The sequence below is a fragment of the Mesorhizobium caraganae genome (assembly GCF_016836705.1).
Lineage (GTDB): Bacteria > Pseudomonadota > Alphaproteobacteria > Rhizobiales > Rhizobiaceae > Mesorhizobium > Mesorhizobium caraganae.
The window spans coordinates 219841-238386 of sequence record NZ_JAFCGY010000001.1 but is presented as its reverse complement, the minus strand read 5'-3'; the positions used below and the strand labels follow the sequence as shown (position 1 = coordinate 238386).

The window sequence follows — 18546 nt, the reverse complement described above, 5'->3', positions numbered from 1 at the left end:
GCACGGGCTTGATAACGAAAACGGGCCGCAAAGCCTCCAACGCGGCTGCACCAGGGAGCCCGCCGCATGCGCATCGCCGTCCTCGCCGACATCCACGGCAACGTCCTGGCGCTGGATGCCGTGCTCGCCGATCTGGAGCGGCGCGGCGGCGCCGATCTTACCATCAATCTCGGCGATTGCGTCTCCGGTCCGCTGTGGCCGCGCGAAACGTTCGAGCGGCTCGAAGCGCTCGACCTGCCGACCGTGCGCGGCAACCATGACCGCCGCGTCGCCGTCGATCCGGCAGACGATACGATGTGGGCTTCCGACCGCTACGCGCAGGAGCGGCTGACGGAGGCGCAGCGCGAAGCCCTGTTCGCCCTGCCCTTCACGCTGGAGATCATTCCGGGCGTGGTCGCCTTTCATGCCCGGCCCGATCATGATGAGAAATATCTGCTCGACGCGATCGTCGATGGCCAACTGGTGCGCGCGCCGCTCGCGGCTATTCAGCGGCGGCTGAAGGGGCTCGCCTGCCGCATCGTGTTGTGCGGACACAGCCACCGCCCAGAGCTGATCCGCATCCCCGACGGCCCCGTGATCTTCAACCCCGGCAGCGTCGGCGCTCCCGCCTATGACGACGACACCCCGCCGGCGCATGTTTCGGAGCAAGGCAGCCCGCATGCGCGCTACGGCATCGTCACCTTGGATGGTGAAGGACCCGACCGTTTCGAGACCATCGCCGTCGACTACGACCACGAAGCGGCAGCCGGGCAGGCTGAACAGGCGGGGCGGCCTGAATGGGCGCATGCGCTCAGAACCGGCTTCATGCCCAAATCCGCTGGGCAAGGCTCCGTTTGACGCCACAGCCGTGCCCTGCGCCGCCCTCCCGGCACCAAACATCGGACGCATTTTCGGACTTACATGGCGCCGTATCGTCCCTTATAAAATCGCCTCGGCATGCGGCAGGACCTGCCGCGGCAAAGGTACAGAGTATCAGTGTACGGCCAATGATGAGGCGCATCGTTACGCTCCGAACAAGTTTGCATGCGCTGATTGCCGCTCCGCTGCTGACGGCGGCGTGGCTCGCCGTTGTCCCGGCTCACGCCGAAGAGGCGCCCTTCATCTCCATCGTCACAGGGCTTGCCCCCGACGATCTGCTCAACATCCGCGCCAAGCCATCGCCGATGGGCAAGACCGAGGCGCGGGTGGCCGCCGGCGCGAGCGTGCGCAACCTCGGCTGCAACGACATTGACGGACATCCCTGGTGCAAGGTTGTTTCAGACAATCCCAAAGTCACCGGCTGGGCGCCGGCGCGCTATCTCGTTCCGGTCAATCCTGCGACCGTAGCCGAATCCGACCAGCCGGCGGATGCGTCCACTGTCGCCACTGCCACCGATGCCGGCCAGACGCCGGACGCCACGACGCCTCCCCCTGCGCCGCCGCCTGACCTGACGCAGCGTCTCGGCGGCACGGATCCAGGCGCGCCAAAGTCCGCCGCCGAGATCGGCAGGACCGCGATGGACGATGCCTATGGCATGGCGTTCGCGGCGATCGAGCCCTCCCCTGCTCCGCTCGCGCCCAGCGTCCCCTGCGCGCGCCATGTCGGCGAGCCGATGACCCAGTGCCAAATAAGCGTCGCCCATACCGGCGGCGACAGCGCCGTGACCGTGACCTGGCCGGACGGCGGCGCGCGCATCATCAGCTTCCATGGCGGCTTGCCAGTTGGCTCCGACTCTGCCGACGAATTCCGCTTCACCCGCGAAGGCAGCTTGAACATGATCCGCATCGGCACCTCCGAGCGCTTCGAGATCACCGACGCCGTGGCGACCGGGGATTAGGGTTCGGCGCCATCGCAAGATGGATTCTGCCACGACTGACCATTTGTCGACGCCGGCGCCCGGCAAGATGCGATTTCAAACTTGAAGCGATTGCCCCGGTTGTGAAGCCGCGCGCAATCCCTCATTTTCGGGGTTACATCCGCCAAAACTCTTCCCTATAAGGCCCTCCTAGCCTGATACCAGAATCGCAAGCACAACCGGCCGGGTCTTCCCGTCCCGGTTTTTCGTGCAAGCCGCTCGCCGAACGGAACTCATAACGATGCCAAGACGCACCGACATCAAGTCGATCCTGATCATCGGGGCCGGCCCCATCGTCATCGGCCAGGCCTGCGAGTTCGACTATTCCGGCACACAGGCCTGCAAGGCGCTGAAGGAAGAAGGCTTCCGCGTCATCCTGGTCAATTCCAACCCGGCCACCATCATGACCGACCCGGAGCTGGCCGACGCCACCTATATCGAGCCGATTACGCCGGAGGTCGTCGCCAAGATCATCGCCAAGGAGCGCCCCGACGCGCTGCTGCCGACCATGGGCGGCCAGACCGCGCTCAACACCGCTCTGTCGCTGCGCCGCATGGGCGTGCTCGACCGTTACAATGTCGAGATGATCGGCGCCGATGCCACGGCAATCGACAAGGCCGAGGACCGCGCGCTATTTCGCGAGGCGATGAAGAAGATCGGCCTGGAAACGCCGAAGTCGATGCTGGCCAACGCCACCGACGTCAAGAACACCGACCGCAAGACGCATGAGGCCGAGCGCGCCGCGCTGAAGGCCGAGGCGCCTGCCGATCTCGACGCAGCGCTCGACGCGCTGGAAACCCGCTGGAACCTCGGCGAAGGCGACCGCAAGCAGCGCTATATCAGCCACGGCATGGCGATCGCCGCCCAGGCGCTCGATCATGTCGGCCTGCCCGCCATCATCCGCCCCTCCTTCACCATGGGCGGCACCGGCGGCGGCATCGCCTACAACCGCGCCGAATTCTACGACATCGTCCAGTCCGGCCTCGACGCATCGCCGACCACCGAAGTGCTGATCGAGGAAAGCGTGCTCGGCTGGAAGGAGTACGAGATGGAGGTCGTCCGCGACAAGGCGGACAATTGCATCATCGTCTGCTCCATCGAGAACATCGACCCGATGGGCGTGCATACGGGGGACTCGATCACAGTCGCCCCGGCGCTAACCCTCACGGACAAAGAATACCAGATGATGCGCAACGCCTCGATCGCGGTGCTGCGCGAGATCGGCGTCGAGACCGGCGGCTCCAACGTGCAGTTCGCCGTCAACCCGGCCGATGGTCGCCTCGTCGTTATCGAGATGAACCCGCGCGTCTCGCGCTCGTCCGCCCTCGCCTCCAAGGCGACCGGCTTCCCCATCGCCAAGATCGCGGCAAAACTCGCCGTCGGCTACACGCTGGACGAGCTGGAGAACGACATCACCGGCGGCGCGACGCCCGCTTCGTTCGAGCCCAGCATCGACTACGTCGTCACCAAAATCCCGCGCTTTGCCTTCGAGAAATTCCCCGGCGCCGAGCCGGTGCTGACCACCGCCATGAAGTCGGTCGGCGAAGTCATGGCCATCGGCCGCACGTTCCAGGAGTCCTTGCAGAAGGCGCTGCGTGGGCTGGAGACCGGCCTGACCGGCCTCGACGAAATCGAAATCCCCGGCCTCGGTCATGGCACTGCGCCCGCCAGCCACGTCGACGACCGCAACGCCATCCGCGCTGCACTCGGCACCCCCACCCCCGACCGGCTGCGCATGGTGGCGCAGGCGATCCGCATGGGCACCTCGCTGGAAGACGTGCACGCTATGTGCAAGATCGACCCGTGGTTCCTCGAGCAGATCGCCGGCATCCTGGCCATGGAAGCCCGCATCCGCGAGCACGGCATTCCGCAAGACGCCGTCAATCTGCGCATGCTGAAGGCCATGGGCTTCTCCGACGCCCGCCTCGCGTCGCTGACGAACACCGACGCCGAAGTGATTCAAAGGATTCGCGAAAAGCTCGACGTTCATCCGGTTTATAAGCGCATCGACACCTGTGCTGCCGAGTTCGCCTCACCCACCGCCTACATGTATTCCACCTACGAGGTTCCGTTCGCCGGTGTGCTGGCTAATGAAGCGCAGGTGTCATCGCGGAAAAAAGTCGTCATCCTCGGCGGCGGTCCCAACCGCATCGGCCAGGGCATCGAGTTCGACTATTGCTGCTGCCACGCCGCCTTCGCGCTTCGCGACGCCGGCTATGAAGCGATCATGATCAACTGCAACCCCGAGACCGTGTCGACCGACTACGACACCTCCGACCGGCTCTATTTCGAGCCGCTGACGGCGGAGGACGTGCTTGAGATCCTGCGCGCCGAACAGGCCTCTGGCGAACTGGTCGGCGTCATCGTCCAGTTCGGCGGCCAGACGCCGCTGAAGCTCGCCGATGCGCTGGAGAAGGCCGGCATCCCGATCCTGGGCACATCACCCGACATGATCGATCTCGCCGAAGACCGCGACCGCTTCCAGAAGCTGTTGCACAAGCTCAACCTGACCCAGCCGAAAAACGGCATCGCCTATTCGGTCGAGCAGGCCCGCCTTGTCGCCGGCGAGCTCGGCTTCCCGCTGGTGGTGCGCCCCTCCTACGTGCTCGGCGGCCGCGCCATGCAGATCATCCATGACGAGGGCATGCTGCAGAGCTACCTGCTTGACACCGTGCCCGGCCTGGTGCCGGAGGACATCAAGCAGAAATACCCCAACGACAAGACCGGTCAGATCAACACGCTGCTCGGCAAGAACCCGCTTTTGTTCGACACCTATCTCTCCGGCGCCATCGAGGTCGATGTCGACTGCCTCTGCGACGGCAAGGAGACCTTCGTCTCCGGCATCCTGGAGCATATCGAGGAGGCCGGCATCCATTCGGGCGACTCGGCCTGCTCGCTGCCGGTGCATTCGCTGCATCCGGACCTCGTCGACGAGCTGGAGCGGCAGACGGCAAGCCTCGCCCGCGCGCTCAATGTCGGCGGCCTGATGAACGTGCAATACGCGATCAAGGACGGCACGGTCTATGTGCTGGAGGTCAACCCGCGGGCATCGCGCACCGTGCCCTTCGTCGCCAAGACCATCGGCCGGCCCATCGCCAAGATCGCCGCCCGGATCATGGCCGGCGAGAAGCTGGAAGACGCCTTCGCCCATTACGGCGCCATGCCCGACCCGAGAAACCCCGGCCACATCGCGGTCAAGGAAGCCGTCTTCCCCTTCGCCCGCTTCCCCGGCGTCGACATATTGCTCGGCCCGGAAATGCGCTCGACCGGCGAGGTCATGGGCCTCGACCGCGACTTTGCGCTCGCCTTCGCCAAGAGCCAGCTGGGCGCCGGCGTCGACCTGCCGCGCTCCGGCACGCTGTTCGTCTCGGTGCGCGACGAGGACAAGAAGGGCATATTGCCGGCGGTCAAGCGCCTCGCCGGCCAGGGTTTTAAGGTTCTTGCCACCTCGGGCACCCAGCGGTTCCTCGCCGAAAACGGCGTGGTCGCCGAGAAGATCAACAAGGTGCTCGAGGGACGCCCCCACATCGAAGACGCCATCCGCAACCGCCAGGTCCAGATCGTCTTCAACACCACGGACGGCCAGAAGGCGGTGTCGGACTCCAAGTCGCTGCGCCGCGCGACGCTGATGCAGAAGGTGCCGTATTACACGACGCTCTCAGGGGCGGCTGCCGTGGCCGAGGCGATTGCGGCGTTGAAGGCAGGGAGCCTGGAGGTCAGGCCGCTGCAGGAGTATTTTGCTTAGACGATTAGCTAATCTCCCTCCTTGTGGGGAGATGGCCGGCAGGCCAGAGGCGGGCGCTGTCCGGCCAACGTTGCTCATGGCCTGCAATCAATCGACAGTCTGGCCGATCAGCTCGCAATTTCAACCTGTTTGGAAAACTCTAAGAACGTCGGTTGATGGATCTGTTTAAGCGATTCAATAACGCCTACAAAATTCGGAACTGATTTTTGACCGTCTCATTCGAGATACGGTTTCTAGAAAATGCCGGGTCAAGTTGATTCGACAGCGACAGCATCAAGTCAACGATAGGAGTCCATAATCTCGATGCCTTTTCTGGAGAAAAATTGGCTTTAAACTGCAGGTTAAACTTATTTGAAATCGGCTTGCCGAGTATTGTCTCCATGCACGTGGCTATGACATATACTAGAAGGTAAGCTGCACCTTTCTTACTCAGGAATTTCAAGTAGGCTCTCTCGCTTTGGGTTAGACTCGCGTCGTCCTTTCTCTGCTTCTGAGTCAGGGACAGTCTCCGCATGTTGATCTCTTCCAGAAGAGAAAAACAGAAGACGACGTGCCGAGCGGTTGTCCTGTCCGTGAAAAATCTCCTGTATATATTTTCGCTAGTCCAAATTTCGGATTTTTTGTCGTACGCAGTCACCGGATCACCATGAAAAGCGGCAAGTGACTGACCCACGGTGTAGGATGGGAGAGTAAATTTACTCCTCTTTATCGCGTCGCTGACGCCTCCTCTGCGCCCACCTTCATATTCGGCATCGGGTATCTTCCCAAATTCATTTCGAAGTCGCTCTTGAATCTGATCCGTGCTTCGAAAGTCTGCAGCCTGCAACTTGTTCTGCGAATTATTATACCTGACAACCTTTGTAACAATACTATCCTTGTTTGATTTAACAAATCGAATAGGAACAAGAACCGATTCAGGGGGCGGGAATCCTAAACTACTGATCGACCCTGTTGTTTGGGCACCATTGACAATCGATATCCCCTTTATCTTTAATTTCCTTCCACTTCTCGATCTTGAACCAAGATTGTAGTCAACGACAAGGGCGGTAAGACCGTTATTGAAGACCCAGAAATTTTCAGGTTCTTCTGTCGCAGTGGTTTTTATACCATTGTTGATATTTGAGTCACTGGCGCGCGACCCAAGATAGCCACGAAGATTTGCTGAAAAGAGGTCAGTCCCATACTCACCATACAACTCGCTGAGCCATCTCGCACTGACGGTCGTAACGACGGAACTCCAGTCTTTAGATTTTATTTCAATCGCATCCGGAACCCTTGTCTCCAACGCATCCGTGACAATTACTGTGCGTTCGGCCTGAGCATAAAGGCGGCTAATTTGCTCCGTGCCAATCTCTTCAGCAAAAATATTGATCTCGCCACCGTTTGCATATGACTTGAGAGCCAATGTAGCGGTGCGCTCAACGGTTTTTAATTCGTCCGACACATTCTTCGAAGACGGAAGATTGTGGACATACCAAATATATATTTGTTTTATCTCATTCGAAATTATCGCGCTTCGGAATTCGTCGGCGCGACCCTTGAGACTATCGGGGAGGTGGTCGAGATCTCTTGTTAGCAACCAACCAATAGCGGTATTTAGATCTGAAGCCTTGTTTGACGGTGCTGCCGGCTTCTTAGTTCTTGAAAAATAACATTGCGCAATAACCCCAATTTGGAGTTCTTTGTCCACGTAGAGGATATCACATTTCTTATCATCGCCACCACCGGTTATAGACTCAGCAGCGACTGACTGCATATCCTCCAGACGAAACTTAAGTTTTAATGCTAGAAGCCCAATAGCATCGTCAGGAAGGTTCAAGTCAGCTTTTAGAGTCGCAAGAACCTCTTCCCAGTCTGTAGAACTGTTAGCCATTTTATCCCCCTGTGCCCAACGCGAACATAGTATTATTGTTTGGGAAAACAAGTCCGCCATGTGGTAATCACAATAATCTAGCTGGCCCAAGAAGCCGCCCTCATCCCACCGCCACACACTCGATCTCGATATCGAACTCCATCGGCCATGACGCCACCGGCACGAAGGTGCGCGAGGGCGGGTTTTCCGGGAAATGCCTGGCGTAGACGCGGTTGATGGCGTTGTAGAAGCCGGCATTGGCAGCGTAGATACGCACCATCAGCACGTTGTCGAGCGAGCTTCCCGCCGCTTCCAAACAATGGCGCAACGCCTGCAGCGACGCCTCGGTCTGCACCTCGATGTCGCCCTTGACCAGTCTGCCGCTTGAGAGATCGAGCGGCGGCGTGCCGGAGACGAAGACCAGCCCCGCCCCCTTGGTCACCAGCGACAACGGCACGCCCAGCGCCCGCACCGCCGCCGACAGCACCGGAACTTCGATGATTTGCTTTTTCATGGTGGTGCTCCCTTTTGCTGGACAGGCTGGCGCCAAGCCCCCTCACCCAGCCTCCGCTTCGCTCGGCTGACCTCTCCCCGAGGGGAGAGGAGACTTTTGGCGCCGGCGCCACCCTCTTCTCCCCAGCGGGGAGAAGGTGGCCGCGAAGCGGCCGGATGAGGGGGCCTGCGCCGATTCTGCGATTGCTTGGAGACTACACTGTCACATCGCAAACGCTAACGGACGCAAGTCGCTCACCCCTGCCCCGGGTACGGCGTGCCGTCCTTGTGCAGGAACCTGCCGTCCGAACTCGGGCTCATCATGTCGATGTCGGCGCAAGTGATGACATCGTCGGGATTGCGCGAGCCGACTTCGAGATAGCGCGCTGTCATCGTCGAGCGATTGATCATGTGATGGCCGTCGCCGCTGTTCTTGGCGAAGGTCGCGCAGTCGCCCGCCTTCAGCAGCGGCTCGCCGCCATCCTCGACCAGCACCAGCTCGCCTTCCAGTACATAGACGAGTTCGTCCTCATGGCTGTGCCAATGGCGCTGGCTCGACCAGCCACCGGGCGGCAGGGTCATCAGGTTGACGCCGAAATCGGTGAGGCCGCCGGCGTCGCCAAGGCGCCGGCGCGTGCGGCTGGCGCAAGGGGCGTCGAAAGGTGCGGGGTAGCCGGAGCCTGTGCGGACAGGCACGGTGGACAGGTCGATCCTGGGCATGGGATGTTCCTCCATTCCACGTCGAAGTCTACGTCACAATTGCCCGGTACACAGGCCAGGCCAATCACGGATCTTGGCGCCGCCCCTCATTGCCCTGCCGGGCATTTCTCCCCGTATAGTGACGGGGAGAAAGAGGCTTACGCCGATGGTTTCGCCAACTGCTAGCGTTGCAGGAAGGGTGCCGGCCTTGCGGCCAGCCCCCTTCTCCCCGTCACTATACGGGGAGAAGATGCCGGCAGGCAGATGAGGGGCAGCCCCAGCGCCTGGCGAGCTGAAACGATGCCGGGGCACGAGCGCCTCACCCTGCCCTCAATGACAGCACCCCTCGCCATACTGCAGCTGCTCATGCCAATCCGGCCGCCCCTCCGGAGTAAAATCCATCAAATTCCACAGGATCTCGCAGGTCCCGATGGCGCGCGGGTCCTGGCCGGGATCTGTCGGCGCGAAGCCGAGCTCCGACGACCAGAAATGCCTGATCCCGTCCGCGTCGCGGTGAAACACCGACATCAGCGGCAGTTGCGCGCCGTCATCGGCCTCGGCGTGGTAATCGCGCTTGAAGGTGTTGCCGGCTGAGGAAACGAGCCGGATGTTCCTCCAGCCGCGATCGCGGCCGAGCGCGATCATGTTATCCAGTGCGGTCTTGCCGACCACGGCGAAATTGAAGCCGGCGCCTTCGAGATGCTCGACGGCGCCGTCGAGCTGATCGAGCAGCGCCGTGCAGGACGGGCATGGCTGATCCTTCCTTGCCAGCTTCGCGGTCTCGCCGCTCGCCGCCACATCGCGCTTTTCCTGCGGATGGCGTGGAAACATCATGTTGTAGAGGATCAGCGAATCCTTGCCCGGCGCAAACAGCTCCGACAGTTTTATCCGCGCCGGCTTGCCGTCCGGCCCAAGCCCGTCGAAGACATAGTCCTGCGGCACCAACCCGCCTGGCGGCAAAGCGCGCCGCGCGACTGCCACGGCCTCCATGGCGCGGCGCAACTCGATTTCCTTCTGCAGGAGTTTTTCACGCGCGGTGCGATATCTGGCGGATTCGTTGGGGAAGGTGATCATGATCGTCTCCTTGGCCGTCGCGCCAAACCACGGCGCGGATTGCTTTACGGCCTAAGGACGTTTCACCGCGATCGGTTCCGACATTTTCGGGCCGGCTCGCACAGGGCGACCAAGCCCTCGAAGCCGGAAGCTATTGCGCCGCCGGCACCGGACAGTCCAGCACGCCTTCCTCGCAATGGAGATAGGCCTGCAAATCCTTCAGCCTGAGGTTGGTAAGTCCCGCCCGGCAATTGGCAACCACCATCGGACGAACGCTGCCCGCGGTCTCAGGAGGGCCGCCCTGGAAGGCGCATTCAGCATCGCGGAAAGCGATCCAGTCGCGCTGCGCATCGACCAGCAGTTTCTTCGACGCCGCATCGCCCTTCAGCCGGTCCATGATTTGCCTGTAGGCATCGTTGAGCTTCTTGTCGGCGGCGTCGAAATCCTTGCCGGCGCATTCGTCCATGGTGGCCTGGTCCTGCGCATTGGCGCAGTCGTCCGCCCGCGCCGCGCCGGCAAGCGGCGCCACGGTAAGGATCAAGGTGGCGAGACTGGAAAGCAGAAGCCGCATCATGTTTCCTCCGGTTTCAACAGAGCCCCTGGCGGAGAAGCTTACTAACCGGGCGGCCATCGGCAAGATGCCGCCTGTCTTGTTGGTGGACGGTTTCTTTCCGGACTACGCCGACAGACAGTGCAGCAAATGTGGAACCGCTTTCGCTTCGCTGCATTGCGTCCGCTGGTTAAGCTTCCGAGGCTTGGGGGAGAAACATGCACGACACCGAAGAGATCGACCTGGGCGGCGACGAGGGCCGCGCCTGGGCGCTCGATCTCAAAAAGAAGATCGGCAATGCGCCTGATATCTAAGGGGCGGCTGATATTTGAAGGCTGGCTGTAGACGACTGGCGGGCCCCAAACCCCCGCCTGGGACCCGCCAAGGAGTGGCTGAACACATGCCGGTGCAGCCGCCTCCACATCTGCCAGTCGTCGATCCGCAATCGGACGAAAGGCATGGATGGTAGGTAGCATCCGGTTGCAGCGGCCTATGTGAAGCACTTCACAAATCGGAGGTTTTCAACAGCCGCTTTAGCCTTCCCAGGGGACTTGAATCATTCCCAGCCGCTTTAGCCTTCCCAGGGGACTTGAATCATTCCCAGCCGCTCGTAGAGCCTGAGCGCGGCGGCGTTCTCGACCGTGTTGGTCTTCAGGTCGACATGACCAGCGCCTCGATCGCGAAAGGCGTTGAAAGCCTGCCACATCAGCGCTTCGCCAATGCCTTTGCCGCGCGCCTCGGGGTGAACGGCGAGGTCCTTGACGAAGGCCCTTGTCCAGCACAGCGCTGCCGCCGCCAGCCGTCCCTTGGCGTCGATGACCAGGAAACACAGCGCCGGGTCGAATTCGGCATCGCTTGATATGCGCGGCCACCATTCGTCGAAGGGTCCGTCGGTGCCGTCATCGAACACCTCGCTCAGCAGCGCATGCAGGGGCTGCGCGTCACCATGTTCGAAGCAGCGCATGGCAAAGCCGTCCGGCCAGTGCGGTGCAACGAGCGTCTCGTCGAGGATCTTGCGCAGCCGGATGTCGTTTGGAGCCGGCGGCCGCGGTTCAGGCATGGCGCTCAGGCGTCGGGCTGCAGCCGGCGGCGCTTGCGGTCGACACCGAGGCCGGTGGCCTCGAGCAGGCCTTTGCGCTTGGCGTCGAAATAATAGCCGGTCTGGTAGAGCCAGTCGGCCTTCTTGGCGTTGCCGTCGGCACACAGCCATGCGCCGCGCAGATATTTGACCGCGTATTTCAGATTGGTCTCGGCATCGAACAGGCCCTTGGCCGGGCCGTCATAGCCCATGCCGCGCGCGGTCGCGTGCTTGATCTGCATCAGCCCCCAATGGCCGTTATTGTAGGCCTTGGGATTGTAGGTGCTTTCGCGGCTGACGACATGGCGCACCAGATCCACCGGCACCTCGTAGAGTGCAGCATATTTCTGGATCAGCTGGTCGATGTCGCCGCGCATGCCGGTGGCATGCTCTTCTGCCGGCGCGGGGCTGAGCGGCGCGGCGGGGAACTGCACCAGGGCAGCCGGATTCTGCGGCCCAACATAGGCGACCTGCTGCACGCCGGGCAAGGTTTTCTGGCCACCTGCGGCAGTCGCCGGCATGACAAGCCCGGCGGTCGTATACGTCTCAGCCGAGACTGGCTGCCCGGCCTTGGCCGGCGCAGGCGCCTGCCAGGCATTGGCGGTCATTGCGGCGGACATGGCTGCCACCGTCGGCGTCGCGCCGGCAAAAGCCGCTGTCGCGGCAGCCGGCTGCGCGGCGGCATCGAGTGCCGGCGTGGCGGGTGTCGCTTCGGCCGCCTGGACGGGTGTAACCCCTGAGGATTGCGGCAGCACCGAAACCGTGTCGGGCAGCGGCACGGTGAAGCCGGCATCGCTGCCAGCGGCGGTTGCGGTTTCGGTCAGCGCAGGCGTAGCCTTCATCTGCGAGGTCGATTGGCAGCCGCTGAGTGCTGCGGCGCCGACGATCACGCAGATCGCAATAAGGTTGAATTTTGCTGGCAAGCCGCGCGGGTCCGGTTTGTCGGGTTGTTAAGAAGTCCTTACACCAGCGATTCCTGGTGAGCAATCGGGGCTATCCGCTGGTTTTCGGGTGGCAAGAGCTAGGCCTAGATGCCATATTGTTCTGCATATGTACCGGTCGTTATGCCGGTTTTCGCCACTTTGCGAAAAGGAGCGCATCATGGAAACGACATCTTCGATCACAGCCGGCCACGCAGTGTTAGAAACAGTGATCGGCTTGATGGGCATCGCCTGGAGCGAAAAGGGCCTGATCCGGCTCTGCCTGCCCGAAAAGAGCCGCGAAGCGGTGGAGCGCCGGCTGATGCGCCATGCCGGTGTTGCCGCTACTACCGAGCAGCCGCAATGGGTCGTCGAACTGATCGCCTCGATCAAGGCTTATGCCTCAGGCGAGGACGTCGATTTCTCCGGCGTACCGGTCGATCTCGAAGGCGTCGACGACTTCCGCCTCGCCATCTACGACGCGGCGCGAAAACTCGGTTATGGCGAAACAACCACTTATGGCGAACTGGCCAAGCGCGCCGGCCAGCCCGGCCTGCCGCGCGAAACCGGCGCCGCGCTCGGCGCCAACCCGGTACCACTGGTCATCCCCTGCCACCGCATCCTGGCCGCGGGCGGCAAGATCGGCGGCTTCTCCGCGCCCGGCGGCTCGGCCACCAAGGAAAAGATGCTGGCCATGGAAGGCGTGCGCGTCGGCCCGCCGCCGCCGGCGCAGGTCTCGTTCGGGTTCTGATAATTCAGATCCCGAACGGACTAATGCCGGCGCAGGAACCGCCGATGAAAATGGTCGTTCTCGATCCGCTTGCAGAGATAGACCGGGCAGGATTCGGTATCAGCGCTCGGCACATAGGCGCGTTTCCTGACCTCGCCGATGTTGCAGAATTGCTGGCTCTGCACATAGCGGTCGAAGAGCGGCAGCCCCGGCACGCGCCTGGACTGATAGCGCAGGATCACCGCGCCCTGGCGGGCGATCGTGCCCTGCACCCTGTCGCAGCTCATACGAGTGGGGTCGTAGCGCGAAATCGCCTGCGCTTCGGCGGCCGCCAGCGTCAGGCAGACAGCCAGCAGAATGGTTTTCACGACGGTTTTCATGGTTGTCTCCCAAAACCGGACTAACGCCGTGGGGCGTGCCGATCTTCCCGATTGCTCAACGCTTTCATGCGATTGGGGCGGGCTTTGGGCGGCGCCGCGGCGGCGCCATTTTTCGACCCATCTTGTTTTTGGTGCAAAACCCGCCTATATCAGGTCCATTGATATTTCGGCCGATCGATCCGGGCCTCGCGATCTTCGCGTTTGCTGACGTCTATCTCCAAAATCTCGATACACACCGGCTGAACCTCGGTTCGGTCAAACCAAAGCAAATGCGAGGACTATTCATATGGCAACTGGTACGGTCAAGTGGTTCAATGCCACCAAGGGCTTCGGCTTCATTCAGCCTGATTCGGGCGGCGCGGACGTTTTCGTCCACATCTCCGCTGTCGAGCGCGCTGGACTGTCGACCCTGGTCGAAGGCCAGAAAATCAACTTCGAGATCGAGCAGGACCGCCGCACTGGCAAGTCGTCCGCTGGTTCTCTGAGCAAGGCAGCCTGATTTTGCAAACAGCGCGCGCCGGACGAGAGTTCGGGGCGCGCGGCAAGTCACGGATGTACTGACAGTCGCGCGAGAAGCGCGCTGGAGTGGAAAGACCCGACCAGCTGGATCAGCAGATAGCTGCCAGCCCGGACTTAAAGCTCCCGATCAGGCTACCGAAAATGGGAAGGCGGGATTTATCCCGCCTTTTTGTTTGTCTGGGGTTCAGACAATACAGCGTCCTCTCCCCGTTCACGGGGAGAAGGACGCTCCTCATTAACGCCGCAGATGCAACGGCACCACTTTGTTGTCCGTGCCCAGCAGCGCCTCGATCGACAGCGGCTCCTGGTTGAAGATCGTGCCGGCCAGCGCCGGGCGGCCAAGGTGATACCCCTGCAGCAGGTCGACACCGCCATCCAGTGCGACGCGCAGATGCACGGATTGCTCGATGCCTTCGACCAGCACCCTGGCGCCGCGATCGTGCAGCGACGAGACAAGCGGCCGGAAGAAGCGCTCGGCGGCAGCGTGGCGGCAGAATTCGGCGAACCAGCCGCCGTCGATCTTGACGATGTCAGGTTGAAGCAGGCTCATCCGCTCGGCGGTCGAATGGCCGGTACCGAAATCGTCGATGGCGACGCGAACGCCGTGCCGCCGTATCTCGCGCACAAGCGAGGCGAGCACATGATCGTCGGCGGCCTGCTCGGTGATTTCGCAGACAAGCATGCCGGTGTGCAGGTCGAGATCGCCAAGATGCCGGGTCATCAGCCGGATCTCGGCCAGCGCCCGCCCGAGATGATCGTTGATCATCGGGTTGTAGTTGAAGAACAGGTCGAGTCCATCGACGCCGATGTTGCGGAAGTTTCTCAGATGCAGCATCCGGCACATCGTCTCGACAAACAGGCGGTCGCCTGCCGCGATGGTGTCGAAGAACACGGCCGGCGCAACCGGCATGGCAGCGCGGTGCGGTTCGATCAGCGCCTCGACGGCGACCGCGGCCAGCGCGCCGCCGCGTGGCGCAAAGATCGGCTGGTAGGCGCTCTTCAACCGGAACGCGCCATAGATGCCGTATTCGATGCCGACCTCGTCGGCGAAGATCGCTTCGCCGACATCGCGCCGCCGCTCGCGCTGCCCGGTCATGGCCCGGTCCTGCGCCCGAACACCCGGCCCGGTCGTGCTGAAGCGGTTCGGCCGGCAGGCGCCTTGACTGGCTCGGTCGCCGCGACGGGTGGCTGCGCATCCTTGCCGAAAACGCGAAAACTGGTCGGCGCCAGTTCCGGCTTCGCCAGCGCGAAACCCTGCACCATCGAGGCGCCCGATTTCTCGGCGAGTTCAAGTTGCCAGCCCTCCTCGATGCCCTCGAACACGGTCCGGATGCCTTGCTGTTCGAAGTTCGTCACCATGGTGGTCAACAGGGCGAAGCCGGCGCCTGACTCCATCAGCTGCGTAATCCAGTGCGCATCGAATTTGACGATGTCTGGCTTGAGTTCCTTGATGCGATTGATGTCGGAATCATCGGCGCCATAGTCGTCAACGGCGATGCGGAAGCCATTGGCCCGCAGCGCCTCGACGAAGCTGTAAAGCGTTTCCTGCGACGCCGACTTCTGCTCGGTCACCTCGCACACGATGCGGCGCGGATCGATCCCGGCCTCGTGCAGCACCAGCCGCATGTCGCGCAGCGCACTGTCGGCGATGGAACGCTCGGTGAACACCGACGGGTCGAAATTGATGAAGATCGAGGCCTCTTGCGGCAGGCAGGCGCCGGCGTTGAGCAAATGCAGCGTGCGCGTCAGCGCCTCGATATGCAGGCGGTCGCCGGCCGGACAGGTCGAGAAGAAATTCATCGGCGATTGCGGCTCGCCGTCGCGGAACGGCCGGATCAACCCTTCGAACGCCACCACCGACAATTTGCCCTCCTTGAAGGCGAAGATCGGCTGGAAGGCACTCTGCAGGGCATAGAGGCCCCAGACACCTGACGAGGTGCCGTCATCGTTACGGATGGTGTGGGCAAGCCCGATGCTGCGCGACAAGGGTCCCTCGCTCCGCGAGACAGGCGAAATGGCTGGCGATCCTGCCGTCAAAGGTTTTAGCGGCCGTTGATGAATTTATTCTTGCCGCGGATGCGCTCTGTGGATTGCTTCACACGAACGAGGTGTAATCCCGGCGCAGGCGGTGTTCCAAAGCCGATCTTCACAGGTCCTTGACCCCTGGCTCATCCGACAATGCTTGCACTTGGCGGGTTGATGCGACATGAGAAGCGCCGCAGCTGTTCCCGCTGCGCCGACCCCTCTGGAGATATCTGGTCATGGCCTTTCTTGCCGACGCCCTTTCCCGCGTGAAGCCTTCCGCCACCATCGCGGTGACGCAGAAAGCCCGCGAGCTGAAAAATGCCGGCCGTGACATTATCGGCCTCGGCGCCGGCGAACCGGATTTCGACACGCCCGACAACATCAAGAATGCGGCGATCGAGGCGATCCGCCGTGGCGAGACCAAATACCCGCCGGTATCGGGCATCGTGCCGCTGCGCGAGGCGATCGCCAAAAAGTTCAAGCGCGAGAACAATCTCGACTACAAGCCCGAGCAGACCATTGTCGGCACCGGCGGCAAGCAAATCCTGTTCAACGCTTTCATGGCGACGCTGAACCCCGGCGATGAGGTCATCATCCCCCGCCCCTACTGGGTCAGCTATCCCGAAATGGTGGCGATCTGCGGCGGCACCTCGGTGTTTGCCGACACCTCGATCGACAATGGTTTCAAGCTGACGCCGGCCGTGCTGGAAAAGGCGATCACGCCGAAGACCAAATGGCTGTTGATGAACTCACCGTCGAACCCGTCCGGCGCCGCCTATACGGAGGCCGAGCTGCGCGCGCTGGCCGATGTGCTTTTGAAGCACCCGCACGTCTGGACGCTGACCGACGACATGTACGAGCACCTGACCTATGGCGATTTCGTCTTCAAGACTATAGCCGAGGTCGAGCCGAAGCTCTATGAGCGCACGCTGACCATGAACGGCGTCTCGAAAGCCTATGCCATGACCGGCTGGCGCATCGGCTATGCCGCGGGTCCGGTGCAGCTGATCAAGGCAATGGACATGATCCAGGGCCAGCAGACCTCCGGCGCCTGCACCATCGCACAGTGGGCCTCGGTCGAGGCACTCAACGGTCCGCAGGGTTTCGTCGCCAAGAACAAGGCGATTTTTCAAGGGAGGCGCGACCTCGTCGTGTCGATGCTCAACCAGGCGCGCGGCATAAGCTGCCCGTCGCCCGAAGGCGCCTTCTACGTCTATCCGTCCTGCGCCCTGCTGATCGGCAAGAAGACCAAGGCCGGCAAGGTGATCGACACCGACGAGGCCTTCTGCTCCGAACTGCTCGAAGCCGAGGGTGTCGCGGTGGTGTTCGGCTCGGCCTTCGGCCTCGGCCCCAACTTCCGCATCTCCTACGCCACCTCGGAGACGTTACTGGAGGAAGCCTGCACGCGCATCCAGCGCTTCACGGCATCGCTGACCTGATCAGGCCAGTCTGAAACAGAAAACCCGGCGTCACGCCGGGCTTTTGTTGGCGCCTCATGCCTCTTGCTCCGGCATAGGCGGTGGCGAAGCGTTCGTGCATGCCGTTTCGCCCACCATGCGCTCAGCCGCCATATTGTTCAGGGGCTACCGCTTCCATCCAATCGGCATGGACGCCGTCCAGCGCCTCCTGCATGGCGACATGGGTCATCGTCGTCTTCGGACCCGCACCGTGCCAGTGCTTCTCACCGGGCTCGAATGAGATGACGTCGCCGGCCCTGATCTCCTGGATCGGCCCGCCCCATGTCTGCGCAAGGCCGGCGCCCGCAGTGACATAGAGCGTCTGGCCGAGCGGATGCGTGTGCCAGTGGGTGCGCGCGCCGGGCTCGAAGCTGACCAGCGTGGCGCGCAGCCGCGCCGGCGCTTGCCTCTCGATGATCGGTGTCTGCAGCACGCGGCCGGTGAAATACTTCTCCGGCGCGATGATGGTCGGCACGCTGCCACAGGCAATGATCTTCATCTGGCGATCCTCAATCCGGCAAACCCTACCCCCCTGCCTATCACCCCAGCCGCGGCCAGAACAGGCCGGCTCGGCCGCGATAGGCCTGATAGTCGCCGGCAAGCGGTGTACGCGAAAATTTCTTCTCTTCGTCGAGCGCGGCAAACACATAAAGGATGGCGATCCCGGCGACCGGCACCACCGCCCAGATCGACCACGTCGCGATCCCCCATCCGATCCAGAAGATGATGTAGGACGTATAGAACGGGTGGCGGACATAGCCGTAAGGGCCGTCGGTCAGCAGGCTATGCGGATCGTCGGGCGCGAAGATGAAGCGTAGCCGCGCCTTGCGCGACGTGGCAATCGCCCACCAGAACAGGGCAGAGCTCGCCAGTTCGACGGCAAGTCCGGTGAGCTTTGCCGAAACCGGCTGCGATTGGATCCACAGTATGGCGAGAAAGAACAGCGCAGTGGCGATGACCGCCGCCGATATCGCCATGGCACCTGGAGACATGGCCTGCGGTTGGAAATGCGCCCGCATCGACCAAACATACTGGCCAATCGTCGCGATGCTGCAGATCGAGACAAGAAGATCGAGAACTGGTTCCATTGTCGGGATTCCGCGGTGGTTGCCATGGAGCCGGTGGGCACGCCGATGGTCGATTTCTAGAAATCCTTTCTTAACCACATGTTTAAAGAACATATAGAGCCCGCGATGCGATGTTGGCCTTCA

Annotated in this window: 18 protein-coding genes; 6 read left to right on the top strand and 12 right to left on the bottom strand. The window is 62.0% G+C overall.

The genetic code is table 11. The features are described from left to right. Positions 1–66 precede the first annotated feature (66 nt). The 3 genes from JQK88_RS01235 to carB all read left to right on the top strand — a co-directional run bounded on the left by JQK88_RS01235 (position 67) and on the right by carB (position 5580). Positions 67–837, top strand: a complete 771-nt coding sequence (locus JQK88_RS01235; RefSeq protein WP_203277248.1) for a metallophosphoesterase family protein — start codon at positions 67–69, stop codon at positions 835–837. Positions 838–986: 149 nt separating this feature from the next. Next, complete coding sequence (locus tag JQK88_RS01230) at positions 987–1817, top strand: SH3 domain-containing protein (RefSeq protein WP_203277247.1); 831 nt, start codon at positions 987–989, stop codon at positions 1815–1817. A 259-nt stretch (positions 1818–2076) separates the two neighbouring features. Further along, positions 2077–5580 (top strand): carbamoyl-phosphate synthase large subunit, encoded by a 3504-nt coding sequence (gene carB / locus JQK88_RS01225; protein ID WP_203277246.1) that lies wholly within the window; start codon positions 2077–2079, stop codon positions 5578–5580. A gap of 184 nt (positions 5581–5764) precedes the next feature. Here carB and JQK88_RS01220 read toward each other — a convergent pair whose 3' ends face one another. From JQK88_RS01220 to JQK88_RS01190, 7 genes are all read right to left on the bottom strand, one after another. Beyond that, on the bottom strand, positions 5765–7453 hold the full coding sequence (locus JQK88_RS01220) for an AIPR family protein (protein ID WP_203277245.1): 1689 nt from the start codon (positions 7451–7453) through the stop codon (positions 5765–5767). A gap of 100 nt (positions 7454–7553) precedes the next feature. Next, on the bottom strand, positions 7554–7946 hold the full coding sequence (locus tag JQK88_RS01215) for a RidA family protein (RefSeq protein ID WP_203277244.1): 393 nt from the start codon (positions 7944–7946) through the stop codon (positions 7554–7556). Between the two features lie 233 nt (positions 7947–8179). Further along, positions 8180–8644: a cupin domain-containing protein gene (locus tag JQK88_RS01210; RefSeq protein WP_203277243.1), complete on the bottom strand. Its 465-nt coding sequence runs from the start codon at positions 8642–8644 to the stop codon at positions 8180–8182. A gap of 309 nt (positions 8645–8953) precedes the next feature. Continuing rightward, positions 8954–9697 (bottom strand): DUF899 family protein, encoded by a 744-nt coding sequence (locus JQK88_RS01205; RefSeq protein WP_203277242.1) that lies wholly within the window; start codon positions 9695–9697, stop codon positions 8954–8956. A 130-nt stretch (positions 9698–9827) separates the two neighbouring features. Beyond that, positions 9828–10247 carry a lysozyme inhibitor LprI family protein gene (locus JQK88_RS01200; RefSeq protein ID WP_192260155.1) on the bottom strand — a complete coding sequence of 140 codons (420 nt, stop codon included), beginning with the start codon at positions 10245–10247 and terminating at the stop codon, positions 9828–9830. A gap of 550 nt (positions 10248–10797) precedes the next feature. Next, positions 10798–11286 (bottom strand): GNAT family N-acetyltransferase, encoded by a 489-nt coding sequence (locus JQK88_RS01195; protein ID WP_192260088.1) that lies wholly within the window; start codon positions 11284–11286, stop codon positions 10798–10800. Positions 11287–11291: 5 nt separating this feature from the next. After that, positions 11292–12227 carry a lytic transglycosylase domain-containing protein gene (locus tag JQK88_RS01190; protein WP_203277241.1) on the bottom strand — a complete coding sequence of 312 codons (936 nt, stop codon included), beginning with the start codon at positions 12225–12227 and terminating at the stop codon, positions 11292–11294. A gap of 178 nt (positions 12228–12405) precedes the next feature. Between JQK88_RS01190 and JQK88_RS01185 the strand changes: the two genes are divergently transcribed. Then, entirely contained in the window at positions 12406–12975 is a 570-nt protein-coding gene (locus tag JQK88_RS01185) for a methylated-DNA--[protein]-cysteine S-methyltransferase (protein WP_203277240.1), read from the top strand. Between the two features lie 20 nt (positions 12976–12995). Here the strand turns inward: JQK88_RS01185 and JQK88_RS01180 are convergent, their stop codons facing one another. Beyond that, positions 12996–13322, bottom strand: a complete 327-nt coding sequence (locus JQK88_RS01180) for a hypothetical protein (RefSeq protein ID WP_112561170.1) — start codon at positions 13320–13322, stop codon at positions 12996–12998. 298 nt (positions 13323–13620) lie between these two features. Here JQK88_RS01180 and JQK88_RS01175 point away from each other — a divergent pair, with 298 nt between their 5' ends. Continuing rightward, a complete protein-coding gene (locus JQK88_RS01175) occupies positions 13621–13833 on the top strand; it encodes a cold-shock protein (RefSeq protein WP_015316174.1) in 213 nt (70 codons plus the stop codon). Positions 13834–14088: 255 nt separating this feature from the next. Here JQK88_RS01175 and JQK88_RS01170 read toward each other — a convergent pair whose 3' ends face one another. Both JQK88_RS01170 and JQK88_RS01165 read right to left on the bottom strand, forming a co-directional pair. Continuing rightward, on the bottom strand, positions 14089–14949 hold the full coding sequence (locus tag JQK88_RS01170; protein WP_203277239.1) for an EAL domain-containing protein: 861 nt from the start codon (positions 14947–14949) through the stop codon (positions 14089–14091). Beyond that, a complete protein-coding gene (locus tag JQK88_RS01165; protein WP_192257888.1) occupies positions 14946–15839 on the bottom strand; it encodes an EAL domain-containing protein in 894 nt (297 codons plus the stop codon). Before JQK88_RS01165 ends, JQK88_RS01170 begins: the two co-directional genes overlap by 4 nt. Positions 15840–16114: 275 nt before the next feature. On the opposite strand from JQK88_RS01165, the gene JQK88_RS01160 reads away from it, so the two are divergent. Further along, on the top strand, positions 16115–17317 hold the full coding sequence (locus JQK88_RS01160; RefSeq protein WP_203277238.1) for a pyridoxal phosphate-dependent aminotransferase: 1203 nt from the start codon (positions 16115–16117) through the stop codon (positions 17315–17317). A gap of 121 nt (positions 17318–17438) precedes the next feature. Here JQK88_RS01160 and JQK88_RS01155 read toward each other — a convergent pair whose 3' ends face one another. Beyond that, on the bottom strand, positions 17439–17834 hold the full coding sequence (locus JQK88_RS01155; RefSeq protein WP_203277237.1) for a (R)-mandelonitrile lyase: 396 nt from the start codon (positions 17832–17834) through the stop codon (positions 17439–17441). A 40-nt stretch (positions 17835–17874) separates the two neighbouring features. Further along, positions 17875–18423, bottom strand: coding sequence for a methyltransferase family protein (locus JQK88_RS01150; RefSeq protein ID WP_192257882.1), 549 nt, complete (start codon positions 18421–18423; stop codon positions 17875–17877). Between the last annotated feature and the right edge of the window lie 123 nt (positions 18424–18546).

Coding starts and splice junctions, on each gene's coding strand:
- JQK88_RS01235 (WP_203277248.1), top strand. CDS start 67: ATGCGCATCGCCGTCCTCGCCGACATCCACGGCAACGTCCTGGCGCTG.
- JQK88_RS01230 (WP_203277247.1), top strand. CDS start 987: ATGATGAGGCGCATCGTTACGCTCCGAACAAGTTTGCATGCGCTGATT.
- carB (WP_203277246.1), top strand. CDS start 2,077: ATGCCAAGACGCACCGACATCAAGTCGATCCTGATCATCGGGGCCGGC.
- JQK88_RS01220 (WP_203277245.1), bottom strand. CDS start 7,453: ATGGCTAACAGTTCTACAGACTGGGAAGAGGTTCTTGCGACTCTAAAA.
- JQK88_RS01215 (WP_203277244.1), bottom strand. CDS start 7,946: ATGAAAAAGCAAATCATCGAAGTTCCGGTGCTGTCGGCGGCGGTGCGG.
- JQK88_RS01210 (WP_203277243.1), bottom strand. CDS start 8,644: ATGCCCAGGATCGACCTGTCCACCGTGCCTGTCCGCACAGGCTCCGGC.
- JQK88_RS01205 (WP_203277242.1), bottom strand. CDS start 9,697: ATGATCACCTTCCCCAACGAATCCGCCAGATATCGCACCGCGCGTGAA.
- JQK88_RS01200 (WP_192260155.1), bottom strand. CDS start 10,247: ATGCGGCTTCTGCTTTCCAGTCTCGCCACCTTGATCCTTACCGTGGCG.
- JQK88_RS01195 (WP_192260088.1), bottom strand. CDS start 11,286: ATGCCTGAACCGCGGCCGCCGGCTCCAAACGACATCCGGCTGCGCAAG.
- JQK88_RS01185 (WP_203277240.1), top strand. CDS start 12,406: ATGGAAACGACATCTTCGATCACAGCCGGCCACGCAGTGTTAGAAACA.
- JQK88_RS01175 (WP_015316174.1), top strand. CDS start 13,621: ATGGCAACTGGTACGGTCAAGTGGTTCAATGCCACCAAGGGCTTCGGC.
- JQK88_RS01170 (WP_203277239.1), bottom strand. CDS start 14,949: ATGACCGGGCAGCGCGAGCGGCGGCGCGATGTCGGCGAAGCGATCTTC.
- JQK88_RS01160 (WP_203277238.1), top strand. CDS start 16,115: ATGGCCTTTCTTGCCGACGCCCTTTCCCGCGTGAAGCCTTCCGCCACC.
- JQK88_RS01155 (WP_203277237.1), bottom strand. CDS start 17,834: ATGAAGATCATTGCCTGTGGCAGCGTGCCGACCATCATCGCGCCGGAG.
- JQK88_RS01150 (WP_192257882.1), bottom strand. CDS start 18,423: ATGGAACCAGTTCTCGATCTTCTTGTCTCGATCTGCAGCATCGCGACG.